A 23,007-nucleotide genomic window follows, 5' to 3' on the forward strand; every position below is an offset into this window, starting at 1 on the left:
ATAAAGTTTTATTAAAGTTTCAGCATAAACAACGCTTACTTAACTTGGAGCTCCTTCCAATAATTTTTTATAAAATAAAGATTCTCCTCCACTTCCTGGAAGAAATTGTTCAGAAGTTATATTCCCATCAACTAAGGATGACTTTACAAAATAACTTTTAAAATCGTTTCTATCTAAGACCTGCCCCGTTATATTTTGAAAAATATAGTGTAGGAATTTCATAAATGCTTTAAAAGCATTACTTCTAGGCAAAATATTCCCTTTTGTATTCAAATCGTCCCATGATTTTGGCCATTTATTTTTTATCGCATGAAAATATTCATAAATCATGAAAGCTATATCCTCATCTCTATCTTCTACAAATAAATTTCTAAAAGGTAGTTTTCGAGAGTCAATTTCGTTTGGAATAGATAATTTTTTGCCTCGTTGTAAATCATCTCTATCTTTCATAGGATCGGAAGATATAAATCTCATTAATGACTCAACAAATACAGCCTGGGTCAATGGCTCAACAGTATCACGACCAACTGTTTTTACTCCTAATCTCTTAATACGTTTGTACAATGGACTGTCTTCTCGAGCATCAAGCATTACTGCTATCATATGGCATGTTTTTTGTGGACTTCTAAAACTAGCAAAATCAGCTAGATCATATGCCAAGCTTCGGTTTACTTTTGTTTGGGCTAGATTAACAGTAGAAAAAATAGTTGCCTGTTGCGATATATCTGCTCCAATAAAAATACAGACGTTTATATCAAATTCTACTGATTTATCAAAAGTAAATGTTTTTTGACCATTTTCATCAAACTCAACAAAGCTAGCTATCCTATGTTGACCATCTATAACCTTTGCTATTTTATCAAAAGTTATATTATTCGTAGGATTGTCGTTATCAATAAATTCGGATATAGTCAGTTCTCCACTATCTTCATCTAAAGATGCACATTTTTCGTCAATGGCTAAAATTACACCAGTAGGAAATGTTGCATCTACAGTCTTAACATATCGTTGCAATTGTTTAACGCGTTCGTCTTTTAACGGACGTTGAATACCTAAATACTTCTCCATATCTCTGTCTTCCATACGTCGTACATCCGCTGTTGCCATTTGAGCAACTGTATAACAAGGGATTGATGCAATATAAAAAGTACCTATAGGTTGTTTTACTTGTAATACATTTATTGTTATATTATTCATAACGAGACTTCTGTTTATTCAATCTTAAAGTTAAACGCTTATCTAATCTAAGTAAGTCTTTATTATTCTTTTTTTCTATAGATTCCGTATCAGGTGGAGAAGAAGCATGAGTATGGAATAGCCACAATACTATGACCAGTATATATAAAATTATTATTAAATTAAAAACGACATATTGTTTTTCTACACTAGCGTCAGATGTTTTTAGTTTTAATAGGCAAAATAATACTGTCGAAAATATAAAAATAATAAGTGCTGGTACTCCAATACATATTTGTAGCTTTCTTCTCTTTTCAATAATTGGATTAAAATAAGAAAAATACAAAGGAATCATAAACGAAGAAAAAGAAATTATATATAACAATAATTCGTTTCCTTCTATCCCACTTATATTTGGAGATTTCAATAAAATGTCATTGTACCAAATTAATGACATAGTAATAAATGAAGGTAAAGAGCATAATATCCAGGTGATAGAACATAATAAAAAAGATTTTGAAAGATTATGATTCATAACATTTAATAACCACATTTAATAACTAATTCTTCATATACGCCTCTTTTTTTAGAATCTGAAGCTAGTACACTTGATCTTGAAAGACAAATCATTTCTCCCAATCCTTTATAGAGATCTATAAGCGACTTATGATGGGCATTTGTGATAAGTATTTTGCACCCTTTATTAAGAGATTTTTCAACAATATATTTTAATTTTTTTGATCCTTCCATGAAAATAAATTTTCATTATATTTTATAAAAGCATTGGAGTTATGTTTTACTGTATATGGAGGATCAATGAAGACAAAATCATTTTTTTTCGCCTTTGAAATAGTTTCGTAATAATCCTGTTCTACAATATCTGCATTTTTTAATATTTTTGACACTAAAACAAAATTATCTGTATTTAACAGTACTCTCGTTTTTGTCCCTATAGGAACATTAAAATCACCTTTCTTATTGACTCTATAAAGCCCATTCCAGCAAGTTCTATTCAAATAAATGAATCTAGCCGCTTTTTTTATTGGATTTCTGAATTTTTTATTTCTAATATGGTAGTAATAATCTTTTGAATGATGTTTATCATGATAAAGTAATATACTTTCAATTTCTAAGGGATTATCTTTTACTACATTAAAAGTTTCAATGAGATCAGAATTAATATCCGCGAGAATAGATTTTTGAGGTTTTAAATAAAAAAAATAGAACCGCTTCCTAAAAATGGTTCAATATACTTATTATAACTATCAGATGGAGGAAAAATATTTTTATGTGAATGTGTCAGCCACCTTTTGCCCCCGGCCCATTTCAAAAAAGGTAGAATTTCTTGGTTGCTGTGAGACGATGCGGAAGAAATCATTGAAGTATGGTCGATTTGCATAGCATAGCGAATCGTAAATGACTTGTCCAGTATCTGGTTTCAATTTCCCCATTTCTTCCCCATCCTCCTACATAAGAAAACCGCAATATGTTCATAATGATATATTGCGGCAAAAAATTGATGGCGGACAGGGAGGGATTCGAACCCTCGGTACTGTTGCCAGTACACACACTTTCCAGGCGTGCTCATTCGACCACTCTGACACCTGCCCGTTGATAGATTGTCTTAGATAGGAAAGCGGGGGTAATGTAACGGCAGAAGAGAGGCTTGGCAATCTTTTTTTCACTTGGGAGGCGTTTTCCTGTTTTTCTAGGCTCTTCTCACGTTTCGGTCCATTGCCTGAAAAGGATGGAAGGCGCATAGGTATCCAGGGAAGCCTGAAAATGGGATGGTAAGAGAGAACCAATGCATACCATATAAAAAACAGGCTTCTGTTATCTACAGAAGCCTGTCATTGAACAAGGTTGAGTTCTTCGTGCCCGATGCCTCTCTTCTTTTAGAAAGGCAAAAGACGTTCTCCTATTTTTCAGCGTTTGCGTCTTTCAGGAAGGGACTCTTGCTGTCCGGTCCTTATTTCTTTTCCGGGCGTTCGAGGCTGATGCCCCATTTTTCCTGCATGAATTTTTTGTGGAATTCCAGTTTGTCCTTGAAGCGGTTCAGGTTTTTCACCTCCTTGGGGGACCATGCGGTTTCCACCAGAGCGAGGGCGCGCGGGTAAGCCTGGTAGAAGACGCGTTCAATGTTCGGCAGGCGTTCCGCCCACAGGCAGCAGTCTACGCCGCGCACACGTTCCATTTCCTTGGCGGAGAGGCCGTGTCCCGGTTCCAGGGAGTACACGTTTTCCAGCGTGTTGACGGGCATCCAGCCCGTGTCCGGCTGGCCGGAGGGCCAGTCGCCGGGAAGCTGGGGATAGTCAAAGTAGCATTTGCCGTTGGGGGCGCAGATAACGTCCACCTTGTCGCCCGTGGTGTTGGCTACCGTTTTAGGCGTGTGGCCGCCTCTCCACGTAGTGACGATCACGCCATCCGGGTATTTGCCCATGGGCTCGTACCAGAAAACAGCCGTTTTCCCGCGACTTTTCAGCATTTTGGCGCACCTAGTGAAGAATTCCACCATTTCCTTTTGCGCGGCGGCCTTTTTGTTTTCCTCACGGATACCGGCTTTCTCACGGAAGTCCGCGCATTTGGGGCATTTCATCCAGTTGTCTTCCGGCGCTTCGTCTCCGCCCAGATGCACGTATTGGGACGGGAAGATGTCCTTGAGTTCATTGAAGACGGCGTTGTAGAATTTCCAGACGTCCGGGTTGCCGGGGCATACCAGCGTGTAGGAGATGCCCGCATTCGTGCGCACTTCCAGCTTGGGGTTCGGGAAACAGAGGAATTCCGGATAGGCGGTGCAAAGGGCCTGGTTGTGGCCGGGCACGTCTATTTCCGGGATGATTTCAATGTTCCGGGCGGCGGCGTATTTCACCAGGTCCTTGAGCTGTTCCTTGGTGTACATGCCGCCATGGGGGGTTTTGTTGCCAAAGGTTTCCTTACGCCTGGAGGCCACGCTTTCCAGCTTGGGGTATCCGGGCACCGGAAGGCGCCAGCCCTGATCATCCGTGAGGTGGAAATGGAGTTTGTTGAATTTGTAGAAGGACATCACATCAATGAATTTTTTGACGTCCTCCACCGGCACGAAGTGGCGTGCGGTGTCCATCATCATGCTGCGCCATCCAAACCGGGGCTTGTCTTCAATGACGCCGCAGGGTATGCCGCCGTCCCTGTATTGGGCCTGGAGCTGTTCCAGCGTGTTTTTGGCATAAAAGAGGCCCGCGCGATCGCCAGCCTGGATTTCCACGCCCTGCGGCTTGATGGTGAGCTTGTATCCCTCCGGCCCCAGGGCCTTATTGGCGGCCTGCTTGAGGATTTTGGGGGATTTACAGACTCCGGAGGAAGTACTGACTTCGACGGGTTCCGGGATGATGTGATAGGGACGGGATTCCACGCCGCCAGCGGCAAAAACGCTGCCGCTCATCACCAGCAGAAGAGGTAGGATACGCCATTTCATTGCGCACGATTCTGACGGAACCGTATTCCATCCGCAATCAAAAAAGACCAGAGGCTTACGGCATGTCCCGGAAAAGGCGCTTCCCGCCTGCACTTCCATCTTGACGGATGCCTCAAAGACAGGTTTGCTAGTCCTGCGCATGGGAGAGTCCTTTTACACACGCACTACGGAGACACCCCCCTCCGCCTTTGATTTGTCCCTCCGACCGCCTGCCTTCAGCGAGTTCCGCGGGCAGGAGAAGATCAAGGACCGCCTGATGCTGATGGTGGAAGCCGCCAAACAGCGCGACGACGTGCTGGACCACATTCTGCTGAGCGGCCCCCCTGGCCTGGGGAAGACGACGCTTGCCAATATTATCGCGAATGCCGTCGGCTGCCGCATCCATACGACGTCCGGCCCCCAGATCGAGAAGGCGGGGGACCTGGCAGGCGTGCTGACCAATCTGGAAAAAGGGGACATCCTGTTTATTGACGAGATCCACCGCCTGCATCCGGCCATTGAGGAGTACCTGTACCCGGCCATGGAGGATTTCCGGCTGGATATTATTATCGACCAGGGCCCGAACGCCCGCTCCATCCAGCTGAATCTTCCCAAGTTCACCCTGGTGGGGGCCACCACCCGCGCCGGGATGCTGACCAGCCCGTTGCGTTCCCGCTTCGGCCTCGTGAACCGGCTGGATTATTACACGCAGGAGGATTTGTGCGCGATCATCGAGCGATCCGCCGGATTGCTGAACGTTCCCGTGGAACCGTCAGGCGCGCTTCAGATCGCCCTGCGCTCCCGCGGCACTCCCCGCGTGGCCAATTCCCTGCTGCGCTGGGTGCGGGATTACGCCCAGGTACGCGGCGACGGCGTGATTACGGAGCAACTGGCGCACGATGCCCTGACCATGATCGAGATTGACGACGACGGCCTGGACGAGATGGACAAGCGCCTGCTGGAAGCCATGATTTACAAGTTTAACGGCGGTCCCGTGGGACTTTCCTCCCTGGCTGTGGCCGTAGGGGAAGACGCGTCCACACTGGAGGACGTGCACGAGCCTTTCCTGATCATGCAGGGGTACATCAACCGTACCCCCAGGGGACGCGTGGCGATGCCTTCCGCCTATCTCAAGATGGGGGCCACGCCGCCCGCCAAGGGACAGGGATGGCTGTTGTAAGCCATCCGTTTACGGCATGGCAGGAGTCCCGTGTTTTGTGCTGGTCATCAGGCCTCCTTTCTTTTAGACTGTCCCCACATAAAACGTCAGGACGTTTTCTGTTCATCATACGCCCAAAGCTATGGCCGCAAATTCTGATATCGCCTTTAAAAGACTGCCCGTCAAGATCATCGGTACGGGCTCCTATGTTCCGGAACGCCGTCTGACCAATGCGGACCTGGAGAAGATGGTGGACACTTCCCACGAATGGATCATCGAACGCACGGGCATCGTGGAACGCCGCATCGCCGCCCCTGACGAGTACACCTCCCACATGGGGACGAAGGCCGCCCAGCGGGCGCTGGAATCCTGCGGATTGCAGCCGGAGGATATCGACCTGATCATCGTCTCCACCATTACGCCGGATACGTTCACTCCTTCCACCTCCTGCTATATCCAGGACGCCCTGGGCGCCAAGAATGCCGCCGCCTTTGACATTTCCGCCGCCTGCTCCGGCTTCCTGTTCGCCATGAAAACGGCCGTCCAGTTCCTCGGCACGGGCCAGATGAAGACGGCCCTCATCATCGCCGCGGAAAAACTTTCCACCGTCGTCAACTGGGAGGACCGCACCACCTGCGTCCTGTTCGGGGACGGCGCCGGAGCCGCCGTGCTCCAGGCTTCCACGGGAGAGGAAGGGGAAGGCTCCATCCTCGCTACGGACATCGGCACGGACGGCGCCCTGCATGACCTGCTCCAGATTCCGGGCGGCGGCTCCCGCTGCCCCACCACGGTGGAGAACGCCCACGAACGCCTGGCTACCCTCGCCATGCGCGGCAAGGAGACCTTCCGCCAGGCAGTTCCCCGCATGAAGGATTCCGCCGCCAGCGTGATTGAACGCGCCGGCCTGACGTCGGACGACATCAAGCTGATCATTCCCCACCAGGCCAACCTCCGCATCATCAACGCCGTGGCCCAGCGTCTTTCCATCCCGGAGGACAAGGTGTTCATCAATATTGAGAAATACGGCAACACTTCCGCCGCCGCCGTGGCCATCGCCTTTGACGAAGCGCGCCGCACCGGCAGGTTCGGCAAGGGGGACAACGTCGTCCTGGTCACCTTCGGCGCAGGCCTCACGTGGGGCGCTGCAGCCATCCGCTGGTAATTTCCGTTATTCCATTCCAGAAACTTACATTACACATGACAACCGAACCGTACGGCAAAAAGAATCCGTTCCCCGCACCCGTCCTTTCCGTCAAGCACCTCACCGGGGAAGGCAGCCCGAAAGAAACGATCCATATTGAATACAGCCTGGACGGCGCCGGAATGGTGTACGTTGCCGGAGACGCCCTGGCCGTCATTCCCTCCAATGATTCTTCCCTGGTGGACGCCCTGATTGAAAAGCTCGGCCTCAGCCCGGATTCCCAGGTTCCCACGCCGGAGGGGGGAGCCGCCAGCCTGCGGGACGCCCTGATCAACTGCTATGACATCACCAATGTCAACAAGGCCCTGCTGACCAAATGGGCAACCGCTTCCGGCAGTCAGGAGCTGGAAACCCTGCTGGCCGGGGACAAGGACGCGCTCAGCGATTTCCTGTGGGGACGCGACGTGCTGGATCTGGCAACGGAGTATCCGGCCTCCTTTGAATCTGCGGAGGCTTTTGCAGGCATCCTGAAAAAGATCATGCCGCGCCTTTATTCCATCGCCTCCAGCCCGAACGCCCACCCTGAAGAAGTGCATCTGTGCGTGGGCGCGGTGCGCTACACGGCCCGGGACCGCAAGCGCGGCGGCGTGTGCTCCACTTACATGGCGGACCGCCTCCAGCCGGGACATACGGCCAGGGTGTTCGTGCATACCAACAAGAATTTCCGCCTGCCGGAAGACGGGGATACCCCCATCATCATGGTTGGCCCCGGCACCGGCATCGCCCCCTTCCGGGCATTCTGGGAGGAACGCATCGCCTCCGGGGACAAGGGCGGCAATTGGCTGTTCTTCGGCAACCCATACAAAGCTACCGATTTCTGCTATGAAGACGAGCTGGCCAAATTGACGGCGGACGGCAGATTGAAATTGTCCGTAGCCTGGTCCCGTGACCAGGAGAAGAAGGTATACGTTCAGCATCTCATGGTCCAGGAAGGCGAAGAGCTCTGGAAATGGCTGGAAAACGGCGCATGCTTCTACGTCTGCGGAGACGCCTCCCGCATGGCCAAGGACGTTGACGCCGCCCTTCATGAAGTTATCCAGACCTGGGGCCACAAGACTCCGGAAGAAGCTGCGGAGTACGTAGCGGACATGAAACAGCACCGCCGCTACCAGCGGGACGTGTATTAATCCGGTATACGCTTTCTTTCCTTTTACCGCGCCTTTCCACTATCCGTGGGAAGGCGCTTTTTCTTTTTACTACGGAGAAGCCGTTACCGGTAAATCCGGTTGACGCAGGGAAGAGCGGCTTGCCTTTTTTCCTCCATCCCTTTTTCCGGGTTTTCCGGGCCCCTTGCGGAAAGGGAATTTACTTGCCCCATAGAAATCCCTTATACAACCCATTTACCAGGAGGGACCAGGGGCGCATGCACCATCTTTCCGCCCTGTCCGCCCAGACGCACCAGCAGTTTACCCGGGCCTGGAGCTTGTCAAACGCCTTTTCCATCTCAGCCGGCTCCTCCCGCGAGCAGGCCTGCACATAAGCATTAAAACAGGGTCCCTCCAGCCATCCATGCAGCATGGAACCAATCTCTTTGAGGAACCGGATACGGGCTTCTTTCTCCATCTTCAGCAGTCTGGGCACATGTAATTCCCGCAAAATTAAAAAGTGCACGGCAAACTGCCATTCCCTGTGCGGCATCAGTTTCCATTCCTCCAGCCGGCGCGTCAGCAGGTCTTCCACGGAAATATCACGGCAAGCCTGCTCCTGCATGGCAGAGCCGGCACGCTGTACATAGATGGAGCCCACTTTTTTTCCCAAGCCAATCATCGCCGTTCTTCTCATCAACCGCATCCAGTACAGGACATCCTCTCCGTATTTCATGCCTGCTTCCCACAAGGGAAGAGAAGATGCCAGGGAGGAATTCAGAACAACGCTGCTCGTATGGATGGATAAAAGCCCTCTTAACCCCAGTTTCCTGACTACGAAGGAGCACGGTTTTCCCTTCCTGCGGGGAATGCAATCCTCCTTGTTCCATGTATATCTGGCGGCATAAACGTACACGCCGGGATGCTTCCGGAAAAAATCATATGCCATCTTCAAATGATCAGGATACCAGTAGCCATCTCCATCAAGGAATGCCACGTATTTTCCTTTGGCCGCTTTCATTCCCGTGTTTCTGGCATGCGAAGCGCCTCCATTTTCCTGGGAAATGACGTTAATTCTGGAATCCTGAAAAAATTCCACCACTTGAAGGGTGCCATCCGTCGAGCCGTCATCAACGATGATCAATTCAAAATTCTTAAATTCCTGATCCAATACGGATTGAACGGTTTTTCTCAAATAATGCTCCAGATTATAGACGATTAAAATCACGCTGAATTCTATCCAACCATAGCGGCTATCCCGGATATGCCTGTTCTTTTCTTCCATTTTCCAGATTTAAAACTCGGTGGAGAAATACAGGATTTCTAATCCGGGTTCTTTGTCCGGATACATGAAGGTTTACCAACATGCACATTATGAGTTTTTTATACGGCTTCATGCTGCTGCACGACAGGAAGGACATTTCTTTCCAGGATTGCCTCCCCTCAACTGTCACCATTTATATTAAGTATTTTTTATTGAATCCGGATTAGAAATTCGCGGTTAAGCCATCAGTTCTCATTTTTAGTAACAAAACATAAAATGCTTTTTGCTTTCCTATCCTGATTCCTGTTTTTCCGGATAACCAAAGAAGGATGATTCCATGAAATACGGCACTTCCTTCATTTTTTCCCTACATCCCTCCGATCAATCCCTTCGGTTTGAAAAGACGCTTCCCGGAGGCTTTCACCTATCGACAAAGATTATGCATCGCCCTTCCCTGCATGCAGTTCATCCCCCTGCGTCCCTATCTGCCAAATGACCGGTATCAAGATTTCCCCTTCTTCTTTTTCGCGCATGAATACGCATTCATTCCCTTTTTCCCATTCCACGCACTCAAACCTGCACACGCTATTCCCCATGCAGCAGAGGAAGCAGCCATGCAGAACATGGTTCCATGAACACTTCACGGAGGTTTTATCCAAGAGCTTTTCCCTGCCCTGGCGGGCCCTTTCCATCCGGGGTCTTCAGGCACCCCCTACCGCGCTCCGCAAACGGCTCTTTTCACTTTCCTGAGCTTGAAAAAGAAGACCATGCAGAGCAGATACAGCTTTTGCGGCAAGCAATGGACGATGCCCATCCATCCCGGCTTCCTTAGCGCCCACCTTCGGCGGAAGGAATAGTTCCACCAGTTCTGCTGTTGATCAATGCAGCGTATCGCCTTTCTTCTCTCCTCCATTTCGGCAAGCAATTCTTCCCGCGAACGGAAAACCGGAGTGCGGCCCTTCAACAAGTCCTTACACAGTTCCAGGCCGGCTTCCTTGCTTTTCTTCAACTGGCGCCGCATCAGCCGATCCCTTTTTTCAAAGGCCGCAGCCGTTTTCATGCTGGCAAACCGCGCTGCACTGTTGACGGCACAAATATTTTTGACGGCAAACCTGTAATAGTACAGGGAGACATCCGGCAATTCATAGATGCTGCCTTGCAGCCACACATGAAATCCCATCAGGTCATCTTCAAAATTGTCCGTCATCGGCAGGGAGCGCCCCCATTGGCAGGCGCTTTTCCTGATCATCATACTGCCTCCGTAATGGGCAGTGGAGGAGAAAGTCCCCTCTTGAAGCCTGATCACCGGGGCCTCTTCCGGAACAGCAGGAAACGCCGGGAATTCGAACATAACGCCGGCTTCCTCATACACGCGGGTCATCTGGCTGACGACAGCCACGGCATCCGGATGCTCCGTCACCACTCCGGCAAAAATCCTGCACCTCCAGGGGAAGGAACAGTCATCTCCGTCCTGACGGAGAATCCATTCATGGGTGGCCAGCTCCACGGCCTGCCGTATATGCGGCCCGCGCCCCAGAGGGGTTTCATTCCGGTTCAATACCACACGGTGCGGTCCCCGGTACTCCGCCGCCATTTCCTGCATGACTGCAAAGGTACCGTCGGATGAACCGTCATCAGACAGGATGATTTCTACCGGCCCCTCGTAATCCTGCCCGAATACGCTCCGGATGGCATCTCCAATGCAATATTCCTCATTATGCCCGGTCAGAATAATGCTGATGGAGGGGAGTTCCGGAGGATTCATGAAGAAAAGCGGCACGGAAAAGGAAATGTGAATCCCGAGATGGACTATGATCCACAGTACTTATAGATAAGGCGTCACGTTTGTACCGGATTAAGAATCCGGCGTCAACGGAAAAATCTGGGAAAAAGTTTGTTAGGGGTAATGGGGAATATAAGGATGACGGGGATAACAGGGATTAAAAAGATTCTCCTATCATCCTGATGTTCCCTATCATGCGCATCTTTTATGGCGGCGTTGATTAATCACGGATTCTTAATCCGCTATGATTTGGTCCATCAATGCGTTGATTAACAATGAAGGCGTCACGAGGGATTTTTTCCCTCCTCCATTTACCGATTGTTATTACTCCAGAATCAGCGCGAAGTCTTTCCTCCACATCCGGATTCCCGTCCAGCTCCAAAAGCGTTCCATCTCCTTCCTAAATGCAGAAGCCATTTTTCAGCGTTATTATTCCAGCCTATAACCTGGAAAAATATATTGCTGCTACCATTCAGTCGGTACTGGCTCAAATATTTCAGGATTTTGAAATTATTATCGTTGACGATGGTTCTACAGACGGAACCGTTTCTATCATCCAATCTTTTCACGACCAAAGAATTCATCTTATTTCCCAGCGCAACGGCGGCGTTTCGCGAGCACGAAATGCAGGAATGAAGAAAGCCCAAGGCCTTTATATCGCTTTTCTGGACGGGGACGATTACTGGTACCCAGAACATTTGGCGCTGGCGGCTAATTTTTTCAATCTTCATCCTGAGATATTGGTTTATTCCAACCGTCACATCCTGGACGAGTTGGCCAACATAGCGCCACGTCCCCCATCCCATCCTGTATTCATTCGGAAATTGGGGTTAAGGGGATTGCTATTCATGCACCCAAGCAATGTTATCCTGAGTTCATCTCTTGCATTTCAACTTCCGTCCTGGGAGGAAAATATGTCCTATGGAGAAGACGGCCTGTACTGGACGCGGTGCATGAGGCAGACAGCCCTGATCGGGCTGGGAGGAACCGTCACCTCAATTTACCGGCAAAGGGCATCATCCGCCATGCATGATGTGAATTACCGGCATGTCTCCATTCATACGCTCCTTGCGCCCTTGCTGAATGAACTTGAAGCCATGAAAAAACCCACATGGCAGTTCGCCGTTCATTTCCTGATCATCAGGGAATTGCATTCCAACAGGTTGCTGGCTCTTGACGAAGAGGAAAGGACCTCCTTGCTGGGCAGAATCAGGAAGGTGACGCATCCCTACCTGAACCGGACCTATTTTGACGCCTATGCGAAGGCATGTTTTGCAAAGGAAGGAATGGAACAATCATTTACTGCGCTCATGAATAGAACCGTTTCCTTATGCGTCTGGCTGGACCGCCTGGAAAGAATGGGAAGATCCATGTTGTTTCTCAATAGAAACCAGTAACGCGGATGGGAAACGCAGCTCCATTTCTTCACCTGCCATAGTCCATGCCGGACCTTTACCATGAACATCGTATACGCTACAGACGATAAGGGAGCGCTGGGAACGGGGGTAAGCATCGTTTCCCTCATGGAGAATTTACCAGCCGACGTTCATGCCGATATTTACATCATGACAGACGGTTTGAACGAGGATAATACGGCTCGTTTAAATTCTCTGCAACGGTCTTACCGCCTGAGTTTACACTTCATTGACATGAAGGATAAATACAAGGATTTTCCCGTTGGTTCCAAGTGGTCGGCAGCGACGTATTACCGTCTTGGCCTCGCAGGGGAACTTCCCGCCACGGTGGAACGCGCCCTGTATGTAGATATTGATACCATTTTCAACCGGGATATCAGTTCCATGTATGAAACCGAGTTCGGGGATTGCCTCATCGCCGGCGTTTTCACTACGGAACATTTGACTGAGGAGTTTTTCTCACGTTGGAAACGGGAAATGAATCTGGGCAGGGATTCCATTTACATCAATGCAGGCGTTGTTCTTTATCATGTTAAGAAAATTCGTGAAGAACGGTTTGAAGCCCAAGTTTTATCTTATGCGAAAAGCAACATCCATCATCTCTCCTGGCAGGATCAGGATATTTTGAACGCATGTTATCAAGAACGTATTTTCTTGCTCCATCCCATGTGGAACATCTGCGACGGCGCCATTTGGTCGATCCGCTGGGAAGGAATAAAAAGCTTCGAGAATAATCCCCTAGAGCCGAAGGATTTGTTGGAAGCCGCCACCAGTCCCGGCATCATTCATTACTGGGGGCATCCCAAGCCCTGGCAGCCCAATAGCCTGCGTCAGGATAACGGGCTGTTCTACAAGTATTGGAAAAAATCTCCGTGGAAAGATAAGATCCGGGATTTCCGAAAGCAAAATGATTCTGCCCGAATGTTTGTTTCCCGAATGAGATGCCTCCTGGGGAAGGGCAAACGGCTTTTGCAGGGCAAACACCAGTAGGATTGCGCCAGCTTTTCCTGCCTTTCCCGATGACCAGGAAGCAACCGATTTACAGAGCGCTTTTTTATTAAGGAACGCCAATATCAGCCATTTTTTTTCGGGATACCATCCGTATTCCTTTTTTCCTTGGTATTTCCCCGAGTCAGGAAATTGTCCACTCGGGATTTCCATGGCTGCAAATGCTTCAAATGCACGAAGCTCATGTCTTTTTCATTCCGCGGCTGATGATGATCCGAAGCCACAGCTTCAGAATTTGCCTGTCTTTCCCGCACATAAACGTTATTACGAAAGCAGAATAAGCCCATTTTTTCCTTTTGATTTTTAGCTTTGCGTACAAAGGGTTTTTCATGGAAGCCCTTTTCACGCCCAGATTCCGGTATAGTGATTTTCCGGCTTGTCCAAAAAGATCATTTTACGGATGCCTCCATTAGTTTTCCACGACCGGGTTCCACGGTGACTATTTCCGCCAACCAGTTCTGGCAGTACACGCATTCAAAGCAGGCCAGCAAAGCGTGTGCAAGAATGCGTCAACGTTTTATACCTGATGACCGTATCGGCAAGTAGGGAGTATTTTAAAAATTAGTTTATTCATGAAAGTTGACACTATCAAAGGAAGTTCCTATGTAATGACTTGTACAAAAGCTTGTACAGTACATGCCGTTTTAAGTTCCAGCGTGGATCTCATGCTTGTTCTGGAAGCAGGAAAAGCGGGCCAATACGGTTTTGTGGCTCCGACGGATGCGGTAGAAATATCCGATGAAAACGCTTTTGTCATACAGATTTTTAAAACGCCCGTCCCGAGATTGTTTGTCCAGGACGGCGTTCAACCCGGAGAGGATGCCATTTTAAAAAATATGATGGCGGAGTCCGGAACCTTTGCCGGCACCGTCAACGCCAACGGAGGCGTTCGCGTGCCGCTGCCTGCCACGGCCCAGGAGGCCCTGTCCTGGGACTCCATGCTCGAAGAGCAGGCCAGACGGGAATGGCTCCTGGTGCGCAGCGCCTCCTATGCCGCCGTTCCGTCATGGGTGGCATTGCTGGCGCGCATGCAATCCCTCAGCATTTACAAGTATTCCAGCGCCAATGCATCCGTCAAGGAAGGCATCATTGAAAATGAACTATATGACCATGTCATTAGAATGACTCCCGCCTCCGGCATTTCCTTGCTGGGGGTGGGCACCAAGCCCTGGAAATTTGCTCATTCACTGGGAACCTACAAAGATTCCAGTTTTGCGGCGGCGGCGGCATGGTGCATTACGGGGGCGGACAAGGCGTCCATCATGCTGGGAAGCACCACACATGGCTATGGATGCACCACAAACCCGTCCTCGCCATGCTATGCGCATCCCATTCACTGGTGCAATTATGACCATGCCGGGACAGGGCAGGATTACAGGTTTCCTCTGCTCAATTCCGTTAATAATTACAACGGTTATGATATGACGCCCGCCTGGCAGGCGACTTTATACGGCAAGTCTTACCTGGGCAGTTCTGCATCCTGCTTGATTCGCGGCACGGATTACGGGCGCGGCAACGGGGAAGCCCGGTATGTGTGGGCGCTGGTCCCAAACGCCACCTATCTTGCCGTAGCAATGGCGCCCCGGCATGCGGCAGACCATCCCTACGTTGAAAACAGGTGGGAGTTGTTCGTCGACGGGCAATACGTCATGCCCATGACAGCGCGGTTCTGCGGCGGCGGCCATACGGCTGTATTGTCAGCAACAGTCAAAGCCCATGAAGTGGCCAGCGCGCAGGAGACAGGGTTGAGAATGGCCGGAATGCGGGTGAACACGGGCAGCCTGCCCGGCAGCACGGCGGCCAGGGATATCCTGGGGAAGGTGGTCATGGACGGAGTGGCGATCAAGCCCGTGCCGGAGGTGACGGCTTCCGCGCTGGAGGTGGGAGCGGAAGGCGGTGAAGTAACGCTGACGGTATCCTCCACGCTGGCGGAGGCTGTGTACGCCATTAACGACACGATGTGCGGGCATGACCCCGCCGCCGTATGGTGCAGCCAATCCGCGGAGCAGATACCAGCCAGCGGCGGCCAAATCACCCTGACGCTTGCCCCCAACACGACCGGGCAACCCCGGCAAGTGTGGGTTTTTGTCGGCCACCACTATGCCCAGACCGCTGTCGTGGAAATCAACCAGTTACCCTGAATATATGAATAAAAAAGAGTTGCACTTATTTTTCCTGCCAAGGAAGTAAAAAATCATTATAATGCCCCATAGGGAACGCTTACTTTTTCCTCTTCCAGAGCAGCCGCGTCCCCGCTATTGCCAGTCCACGATGTACCATGCCACGCATGCCTTTCGTACAGCAATACATTAAAAGAATCGTTATGACGCCATAGGAAACAACCATCAGGAAGGCGCAGGCAAACCAGTTCAGGAAAGACCCGGAGGGTTGCAAGGGGGAATATTTCCAAATCCAGTTCATCAGCACCATAGGTATCAGAATCAGCGCCAGCTGGTAACCGAATTGGAGCCAGTAATTCATCACGTTCTTTCTGAATCCCCAAGTGTACAGCATGAAGGGTTTCCAAATGCCAACAATAAGCACCAGGCTGGAAATACCCCCCAGAAGAATGCCGGGCAATCCCCATAGGTAACCTCCGATAATTGCTACGGAAATGTTGATCACGCTTTCTACAATGGGCGCCCAGACATCCCAGAACAGGCCGTAGCCGTATAAAAATTGATCCACTGCACCCCGCGTGACAGTGATGAACAGGTTGATGATGATCAGGATCATGATTTCCCGGGGGAGGATGTAGCCCGCTCCCAGCCAAAGCGTGATGAATGGCTCCAGAAGCTGGTAAAGGGTAAAGCAGATTGTCCCGGCTATCAGCATGCGCAGGGAAAATAATTCATTGAATACCTTGCGGATTTTTTCCGCATTCCCCTCCGCGATCAGATTTCCCACGCTGGCTTCCGTGCTGCCCAGCAGGTTGTTGACCAGGAGGAACAGTTTATCCATGATGGTGGAATAGTTGCCATAGTAGGCGACCATCTGCAGGGAAACAAATGCATAAACCAGAAACGGCGTGACCTGGAACTGGAAAAAATAACCCAGCCGATGTACAAAGAGCTGCCTGGTATATTTAATAACCTCAGGGTATTTCCTGAACAGTTCCTTTCCCAGAGCCACATTGCTTTTCAACCAGGGATATACCTGATTAATTTTCCAGTTAAGGATGAAGGAATAAATAATGCCGAACAGCAGTTCTATCATTATCCATAGATAATAGCTGCCCGTATACCACGCAGATAATATCTGGCATAAAATTTTGATTATGGAGGCCGTCTGGAAATAGAAGGCCACCACGTAATTCCTCTGGTCCGCCCCCAGGAGAGTCTGCCTGTAGTTGGCGAAGTACCCAATCAGGGAAGAGGCGAGAAAAGAATAATAAGCAAAATAGATGATTCCATAGGAAAATCCCGTTGAAGGGAAGATCAGCGGCAGAAAACAGGAAAGCAGCAATCCGGCGGCAATAATGATGCGCCCTATCCACCGGTACATGTAACCCAGAACAGAAATAATTTCATTAATTCTGGCCTCATCATGTTCAAAAATAGGTTTATAAAGCACATATCCGATAGCCGTGCTTATGCCAAGCTCCGCCAAATTAAGAAAATTCAGCAGATTCATTAAAGTTCCCGTCAAACCGACGAAATCAGCGCCCAGGCAATTCAGGAAAACTTTTCTTGAAAAAAATGAAATGATGAGAATCAGAACATAAAAAATGAGGTTCACCCGGGCATTCAACAGGCTTTTTTTTACGCGAGACTCCTTCATACCATTTATTCCATGGACTTATCCTCTCTTCACGAGAAAACAAAAAATACAGAAATCATTCATACCCGGTTTCATTTATCCGGCTGGTAAAATACAAACAGGATATTCTGCCAGTCATACGGCCATGAAAAGCGGCATTAATCTAGCACAACATTCCACTGCATCAACATCTTTTTATCCATAAGCCACAACCTGATCCATACCAGTTATCCAACATTGTTCCATAAAGCATTCTTGTTTTATTTCCCTCTTCCATCTATATTACCGCCCGTGAGCAAAGGAAGGATTCTGATTGCCGCCTATGCCTTCCCTCCCGGGGAAGGAGGCGTGAGTATGGCGGCCTATGAAATGGCGCACAGCCTGGGCTCCAGAGGCTGGGACATTCACGTCCTCACCCGCCAGCAGGATTTGCCGGAGGATCCTTCCCGCACAAGATGCTGCCCCATCACGGCCCTGCCGGATTCCCTGACGGACGACACCAAACGCTTGAAGGAGTACCTGGACGCTTTTTTAAAAGATATCCAGCCGGATTTTATCGTTTACCATTCCTGGTCGGGCTGGTGCCGGAAGGAATTGCTGGCATGCGCACGGGAAAAGCGCCTTCCCTTTTTTCTGCGTTCCCACGGCATGCCCACCAACCTCCGTTCCTATTTCCGCGTGGACTACCCTCCTTTTTTCGGCATGAAAAAATGGCTCTCCTCCTTTTTCCAAATACGCAGGGGCATTCTGAACGTACACCGGGAATCCCCGTTAAACCGCCTTGTTTTCCTTGACTCCTATGGAACGCCCTTCAAAGGGTTCGATTATTACTACTGCTCCAAACTGAATCTTTCCCGTTACGTCTGCATTCCCAACACGTTTCCGGCGCTGAAACAAGCCGTTCCTTTCTTCCGGGAAAAATACGGATTGTCCCACGCTCCCGTTTTCACGTGCCCCGCCAGCGCCTGCAACACGAAGCGGCAGCTTCTGTTTATTCGCCATGTAAAGCAAACCAAGCTGGACAACATCGTTTTCCTTTTCCTTGTTCCGCAACGCAATTCCTACGCTGAGCAAATGGAGCAGGCTATTGGGGACGATCCCAGATTCAGGATTCTTTACAATCTTCCCCGTCCGGAGGTGGAAGCCGCCATTATGGAGAGCGCCGCCGTTTTCCTTTACTCCTATCAGGAGCAGCAGCCGCTTTGCATTCTGGAGGCCATGTCGTGCGGCACCCCATGGTTTGCTCCCGATGTGGGAGCCGTTTCCACCCTGAAGGGAGGCATCATCCTGAAAAAAACATCCTCCGCCACATTGGAAAAAACCGTGGGGACTCTGACGGACGAAAAATTCCGGGAGCGCCGAGGGCACGAGGGGCTGCGGCAATGGCAGGAACAGTATGACCCATCAGTCGTATATCAACAATGGGAAGACCTGCTCAGCTCCATTGCCTCCTCCCGTACCCCAAAGCAGAAGGACTGAGTTGATTCCATGGGATGAATTCGGCCCCGGCTATTTTCCTCACGAACGTTATCCCACGGTAAAACGCCTTCTCGCCATTTTCATCATTGCATTTTCCGGACCAGCCAAGTTTCTCAGTTATGAGAATTTTCGCGTTAAAATTTTTCAATAGGAGATTGCGGAGACCAAGTCTCCCGTTTTAAAGAAAGACCATCATTGTATCAGTTTAAAAAAGGGATTCCAGATAGAAAACAGACACAATCTTTTTTTCATCTTGCTCGCAGCCAAGGCGCTCATCATCATACTTGCGCATTTTCTGGACTTTTCAATTCGTCCGCGTTATTAATAGTCCTTGCTGTTTTTATATGGAAAATCGGTCATCTCTTCCTGTTATCGCCATTTTGGCAAACATGCCTTTGGGACGCTTGCTTCCTGAAGAGTTTCAAGATCAAGACCACACCTTGATTCCATGGATTTATGCTTTTTTCTGCGATCTGGCTCATCAAAAACGCTATGAAATTCATTGGATTACTCTCAAAAAATATGTAAAGGCCCATACCGTCCGGCAACTGAAAGGCCAGACCATTCACATTCTGCCTGATCCAAGTTTGGCTCTGGGACTTTTAAGCGGGCATTTTCTTGCCTCTAAAAGAATACGCCTTCTTCTCCATTCCCTGAAACCAGCCCTGGTCCATGCATGGGGCATTGAATTTCCATATGCCAAGGCATGCATGAACCAGCCGTATTCCCGATTATTATCATACCAGGGGGCCCTGCATGCCTATTGCCGGGAAAGTAAAATGCCCTTTCTGGCGCACCTTCAAGCATTCTGGGAAAAACGAACAACTCCGGCATACCAGCATATTACATGTGAATCACCATGGGCTGCGGAATGTGTCCGGAAACTCAACCCGGCAGCCTCCATCCATCTTATCGACTACGGCATTGAGTCCGAGTTCCAGGAAAAGAAACGCGCTCCCAGTACACGGCCATCCTGCCTGTTCGCAGGATCACTGAACGAACGTAAAGGTCTTCCCTTTCTGATTGAAGCCTTTAAAGATCCCTCCCTGGCGCATATAGACCTTTATATTGCAGGAAACGGGAAACTACGCACCAAGCTAAATTCCGGATGCCCTCCCAATATCCATTGGCTTGGGGAACTATCCAGGATGCAACTCAGGCAGCAGATGGAAACGGCCTGGTGCTTGTTACTTCCAACTCTGGCCGATACAGGACCCACCATTGTCAAGGAAGCCCGCTGTATGGAATTACCGGTTATCACTACGGTCAATGCCGGAAGCAAACAATACGTCGAAGACGGCAAATCGGGATACATCCTCCCAGTCAAAGACAGCGAAGCCATTCGCCAAGCCGTCCTTGCCGTGACGGAATCCCTGGATAAATCCATTGCCATGGGAAAATACGGAATAGAGGAAATAAAAAGGAAGCTCAGTATTCAAACTACTTCCCAAGACTTTATGGACGTCTATGGCTCGCTGCTGGAGATGAAAGAGAAAAAAGACACGGCTTCCTGACAGGCAGGTTTTTCTTTTACCTCCGGAGCTTCCAAAGAAAACCTGTTTTCGCCTTTCTTCCCATGATAAAAAAGCTCATTATTCAGTTCCTTTCAAAGATAGGCTGCCTGCTGCTCAAGCTCCGGGGAGTGCGTACCGGAACGGGCGTCATCCTGTCCGGACTGCCCCGGATTAAAAAATTTCCGGGAGCTTGCATCACCATCGGCAACGGCGTCACCATCCACTCCATGACGCGGATGAATCCGGTCCTTTCCCACCATGCCTGCCTGGCGGCCCTTTCCAATGAAGCCCGTATCACCGTGGAGGACGGCTGCGGCATCAGCGGAGCCACCCTGGTTTGCGTCAACGGCATCCACATCGGGCGCCATACACTGATAGGCGCAGACACGCTGATTCTGGACAACGACATGCACTATCCCCGGAGCGGCGCCAGCTGGGGCAGCACGTGGGGAAATCCCGGGCACGGCAAGCCCATTCACATCGGAGAAGGCTGTTTCATCGGAGCCAGGGCCATTATCCTGAAAGGCGTCACCATCGGTTCCGGAGCCGTGGTAGCCGCCGGAGCCGTCGTCACCAGGGATGTGCCTTCCGGCTGTCTCGCCATCGGCAATCCCGCAGAAAACAAGCCGCTGCCCGAACGCCTCAGGCATCCGGAAAAATCCTGACTGCGCCATGCCCGGCATTTCTACTACAGGCCTTCCCGCTACTCTGTTCCTTGCCGGACCCACCGGGTCGGGAAAATCCGCCGTGGCCGTGGAACTGGCGGAAATGCTGGGTGCGGAAATCGTCGGTTCGGACGCCTACCAGGTGTACCGTGAGCTTCCCATTCTAACGGCGGCTCCCTCTCCGGAAGACCGGGCACGCGTTCCCCACCACATGGTATCCATCATTCCGGCCCGGATGCCCTGGGACGCCACGGAACACTACCACCGCGCCATGCGGTGCGTGAAGGATATCCATGCCCGCGGAAAAACGGCCATCGTCACCGGCGGCTCCGGATTGTACTTCAAATTCCTCTCCCACGGCATGTCGGAAGCGCCGCCGGGGGATGCCGCCCTCCGCGCCACTTTTGCGGACTGTTCCACGGAAGAATTGTACGCCAGGCTGGCGTCCCTGGACCCGGAAGGCGCAGCCCTGACCAACTCTTCCAACCGGCGGTATGTGGAACGCAACCTGGAAATCGTCCTTGCCGGAGGAAAACCCCTTTCCTTCTGGAAGCGGAACTGGCTGAAGCCGCCCCTGGGGCCCGGCTGGGTCATCACCAGGGAAGTTCCGGAACTGGACGGGAGAATCGCCCTCCGCGCCGCACGCATGATGCAGGAGGGGGCCGTGGAAGAAGCAGCCGCCCTGGGCCCCTGCTCCGCCACGGCGGAACGCACCCTTGGCCTGGCGTTGATACGCAGCCTGCTGCGCGGGGAAATCACCCGTGAAACCTGCCAGGCGAAACTGGCGCTCGCCACCCGGCAATACGCCAAACGCCAGCGTACCTGGTTGAAACGGGAGCAATGGCTCCGGGAACTTCCGGCTGCCCCCTCCGCCTCCCCCCGGGAGCTGGCGAAATGCATCATACGGGAGCTGGAGCATTAGCCCCCTCCTAGGACGGTAAACATCCGGAAAACCGCCCGTTTCTTCCCCCGGCAAACTGTATCTAACATATTTTTGGATGCATTGACATTAAAAGGGGCGGAAGACTATCATGAGCATAACTCTCCTCAGCTCGCACCCTGGCATGAATTTCCCCTCTTTCCGCCTTTCTTCTACCGGCATTTTTCTGCACGCCCTGGCAGCGCTTGCGCATGCGGAAGATATTCCCGCCACGGATGACCGCTCCCTGTACATCGAATCGGAAACGAAAGCCGTCTCTCCCCAATGCCTCATCGACCAGGGAGACCAGGACGAGGACAGGAAACGTACCAAAGTCGGTATTGGAGAAGTGGTCACCTTGGCCCTGAACGGCAAGAGAGTTAGGGACGTAGACCCGGATTCCCTTGAATGGTCCCTGGAGCCGGAGAATGCGGCCAGCATTGAGAAATCAAATGACGATATTAATCAAGCTACGCTGACCATCAGCAGAAATCTTACCCAGGATACTAACCTGAAGGTTCGAGTCAAAACCAGCCTTGATGAAGAACTGCCGGAAAGAGAACCCTCCGTTTTCAGCATTCTCGTTCCCTCTGACATTAAAGCGGAACATTCCGGGAAACGGGTGGAAAAACATCCCCGGGACAAGGAGAAAGACAGACCGGGAGCTTCCTCCAAGCTTGTCGTGACTTTTCTTCCCTTGGCGGTCAGTTTCAGCAATGTTCCCATCATGGAACGGGCAGAAGACCCGGAAGGATTCAAACCGGTACATACCCCGGGAAAACAGTTGATGTGGCCCAATGCCCTGAATGCCTACCATCATGACAACATCGGCTGGAGATGGGACAAGGAGAAGGATATTCGCTTGCAGCACTTGCAGGACATGAAACTTCCCGATTCCTTTTCATGGACCTGCGGGTGGTACGTACACGCCGACGGCAAGGACTGCTGCAAGGTTGGCAATGACACGTATTCCCAGGATTTCAGTTTTGAGTACGAAGATGAAAGGGAAACCAATAAAGACTCCCCCACCAGGGGCTTGAAAAATATCAAGGTAAGCATCACCAAATTCGGATGCACCGTCACGCGCAACACAGCAGGCAATGCCCTGCATGCCGACTCTACCGCCAATCCATAACCTCCTGATTGCAGC

18 protein-coding genes, 1 tRNA gene and 1 pseudogene are annotated in these 23,007 nt (G+C 50.4%); 12 read left to right on the plus strand and 8 right to left on the minus strand.

Annotation, left to right across the window (positions count from 1 at the left end):
- Positions 1-39: 39 nt before the first annotated feature.
- The 5 genes and pseudogenes from J5W70_RS03445 to J5W70_RS03470 all read right to left on the minus strand — a co-directional run bounded on the left by J5W70_RS03445 (position 40) and on the right by J5W70_RS03470 (position 4,627).
- Positions 40-1,197: a DGQHR domain-containing protein gene (locus tag J5W70_RS03445; RefSeq protein WP_022397678.1), complete on the minus strand. Its 1,158-nt coding sequence runs from the start codon at positions 1,195-1,197 to the stop codon at positions 40-42.
- On the minus strand, positions 1,190-1,633 hold the full coding sequence (locus J5W70_RS03450) for a hypothetical protein (RefSeq protein WP_146021361.1): 444 nt from the start codon (positions 1,631-1,633) through the stop codon (positions 1,190-1,192). Before J5W70_RS03450 ends, J5W70_RS03445 begins: the two co-directional genes overlap by 8 nt.
- A 271-nt stretch (positions 1,634-1,904) precedes the next feature.
- Positions 1,905-2,575, minus strand: a pseudogene (locus J5W70_RS12935) (DNA adenine methylase).
- A gap of 121 nt (positions 2,576-2,696) precedes the next feature.
- Positions 2,697-2,786: transfer RNA gene (locus J5W70_RS03465), tRNA-Ser, on the minus strand.
- A gap of 359 nt (positions 2,787-3,145) precedes the next feature.
- Positions 3,146-4,627, minus strand: coding sequence for a beta-N-acetylhexosaminidase (locus J5W70_RS03470; RefSeq protein WP_022397680.1), 1,482 nt, complete (start codon positions 4,625-4,627; stop codon positions 3,146-3,148).
- A gap of 139 nt (positions 4,628-4,766) precedes the next feature.
- Between J5W70_RS03470 and ruvB the strand changes: the two genes are divergently transcribed.
- From ruvB to J5W70_RS03485, 3 genes are all read left to right on the plus strand, one after another.
- Positions 4,767-5,786: a Holliday junction branch migration DNA helicase RuvB gene (gene ruvB / locus J5W70_RS03475; protein ID WP_022397681.1), complete on the plus strand. Its 1,020-nt coding sequence runs from the start codon at positions 4,767-4,769 to the stop codon at positions 5,784-5,786.
- Between the two features lie 121 nt (positions 5,787-5,907).
- Entirely contained in the window at positions 5,908-6,927 is a 1,020-nt protein-coding gene (locus tag J5W70_RS03480; protein ID WP_022397682.1) for a beta-ketoacyl-ACP synthase III, read from the plus strand.
- A gap of 35 nt (positions 6,928-6,962) precedes the next feature.
- On the plus strand, positions 6,963-8,093 hold the full coding sequence (locus tag J5W70_RS03485) for a diflavin oxidoreductase (RefSeq protein WP_022397683.1): 1,131 nt from the start codon (positions 6,963-6,965) through the stop codon (positions 8,091-8,093).
- A gap of 178 nt (positions 8,094-8,271) precedes the next feature.
- Here J5W70_RS03485 and J5W70_RS03490 read toward each other — a convergent pair whose 3' ends face one another.
- Positions 8,272-9,279, minus strand: a complete 1,008-nt coding sequence (locus J5W70_RS03490) for a glycosyltransferase family 2 protein (RefSeq protein WP_180973671.1) — start codon at positions 9,277-9,279, stop codon at positions 8,272-8,274.
- Positions 9,280-9,773: 494 nt separating this feature from the next.
- Between J5W70_RS03490 and J5W70_RS03495 the strand changes: the two genes are divergently transcribed.
- Positions 9,774-9,950 (plus strand): hypothetical protein, encoded by a 177-nt coding sequence (locus J5W70_RS03495; protein ID WP_180973000.1) that lies wholly within the window; start codon positions 9,774-9,776, stop codon positions 9,948-9,950.
- A 77-nt stretch (positions 9,951-10,027) separates the two neighbouring features.
- Here J5W70_RS03495 and J5W70_RS03500 read toward each other — a convergent pair whose 3' ends face one another.
- On the minus strand, positions 10,028-11,080 hold the full coding sequence (locus tag J5W70_RS03500; protein WP_022397687.1) for a glycosyltransferase family 2 protein: 1,053 nt from the start codon (positions 11,078-11,080) through the stop codon (positions 10,028-10,030).
- A gap of 422 nt (positions 11,081-11,502) precedes the next feature.
- Here J5W70_RS03500 and J5W70_RS03505 point away from each other — a divergent pair, with 422 nt between their 5' ends.
- From J5W70_RS03505 to J5W70_RS03515, 3 genes are all read left to right on the plus strand, one after another.
- Entirely contained in the window at positions 11,503-12,495 is a 993-nt protein-coding gene (locus J5W70_RS03505) for a glycosyltransferase family 2 protein (RefSeq protein WP_102731604.1), read from the plus strand.
- Between the two features lie 60 nt (positions 12,496-12,555).
- Positions 12,556-13,503, plus strand: coding sequence for a glycosyltransferase family 8 protein (locus J5W70_RS03510; protein WP_022397690.1), 948 nt, complete (start codon positions 12,556-12,558; stop codon positions 13,501-13,503).
- Positions 13,504-14,357: 854 nt separating this feature from the next.
- Positions 14,358-15,662: a hypothetical protein gene (locus J5W70_RS03515; RefSeq protein ID WP_215832928.1), complete on the plus strand. Its 1,305-nt coding sequence runs from the start codon at positions 14,358-14,360 to the stop codon at positions 15,660-15,662.
- A 79-nt stretch (positions 15,663-15,741) separates the two neighbouring features.
- Here J5W70_RS03515 and J5W70_RS03520 read toward each other — a convergent pair whose 3' ends face one another.
- Positions 15,742-17,301 carry a lipopolysaccharide biosynthesis protein gene (locus tag J5W70_RS03520; protein ID WP_022397692.1) on the minus strand — a complete coding sequence of 520 codons (1,560 nt, stop codon included), beginning with the start codon at positions 17,299-17,301 and terminating at the stop codon, positions 15,742-15,744.
- Between the two features lie 270 nt (positions 17,302-17,571).
- Here J5W70_RS03520 and J5W70_RS03525 point away from each other — a divergent pair, with 270 nt between their 5' ends.
- The 5 genes from J5W70_RS03525 (at position 17,572) to J5W70_RS03545 (ending at position 22,992) form a co-directional block, all read left to right on the plus strand.
- The gene (locus J5W70_RS03525; protein WP_022397693.1) at positions 17,572-18,759 is read left to right on the plus strand and encodes a glycosyltransferase family 4 protein; all 1,188 of its coding nucleotides are present in this window, start codon (positions 17,572-17,574) and stop codon (positions 18,757-18,759) included.
- 344 nt (positions 18,760-19,103) lie between these two features.
- Positions 19,104-20,273, plus strand: coding sequence for a glycosyltransferase family 4 protein (locus J5W70_RS03530; protein ID WP_022397694.1), 1,170 nt, complete (start codon positions 19,104-19,106; stop codon positions 20,271-20,273).
- Positions 20,274-20,335: 62 nt separating this feature from the next.
- Entirely contained in the window at positions 20,336-20,938 is a 603-nt protein-coding gene (locus J5W70_RS12885; RefSeq protein WP_022397695.1) for an acyltransferase, read from the plus strand.
- A gap of 7 nt (positions 20,939-20,945) precedes the next feature.
- Positions 20,946-21,860: a tRNA (adenosine(37)-N6)-dimethylallyltransferase MiaA gene (miaA, locus tag J5W70_RS03540; protein WP_022397696.1), complete on the plus strand. Its 915-nt coding sequence runs from the start codon at positions 20,946-20,948 to the stop codon at positions 21,858-21,860.
- 142 nt (positions 21,861-22,002) lie between these two features.
- Positions 22,003-22,992, plus strand: a complete 990-nt coding sequence (locus tag J5W70_RS03545) for a hypothetical protein (protein WP_022397697.1) — start codon at positions 22,003-22,005, stop codon at positions 22,990-22,992.
- Positions 22,993-23,007: the final 15 nt, after the last annotated feature.

It is taken from the genome of Akkermansia massiliensis, from assembly GCF_018847375.1.
Classification (GTDB): Bacteria; Verrucomicrobiota; Verrucomicrobiia; order Verrucomicrobiales; family Akkermansiaceae; genus Akkermansia; species Akkermansia massiliensis.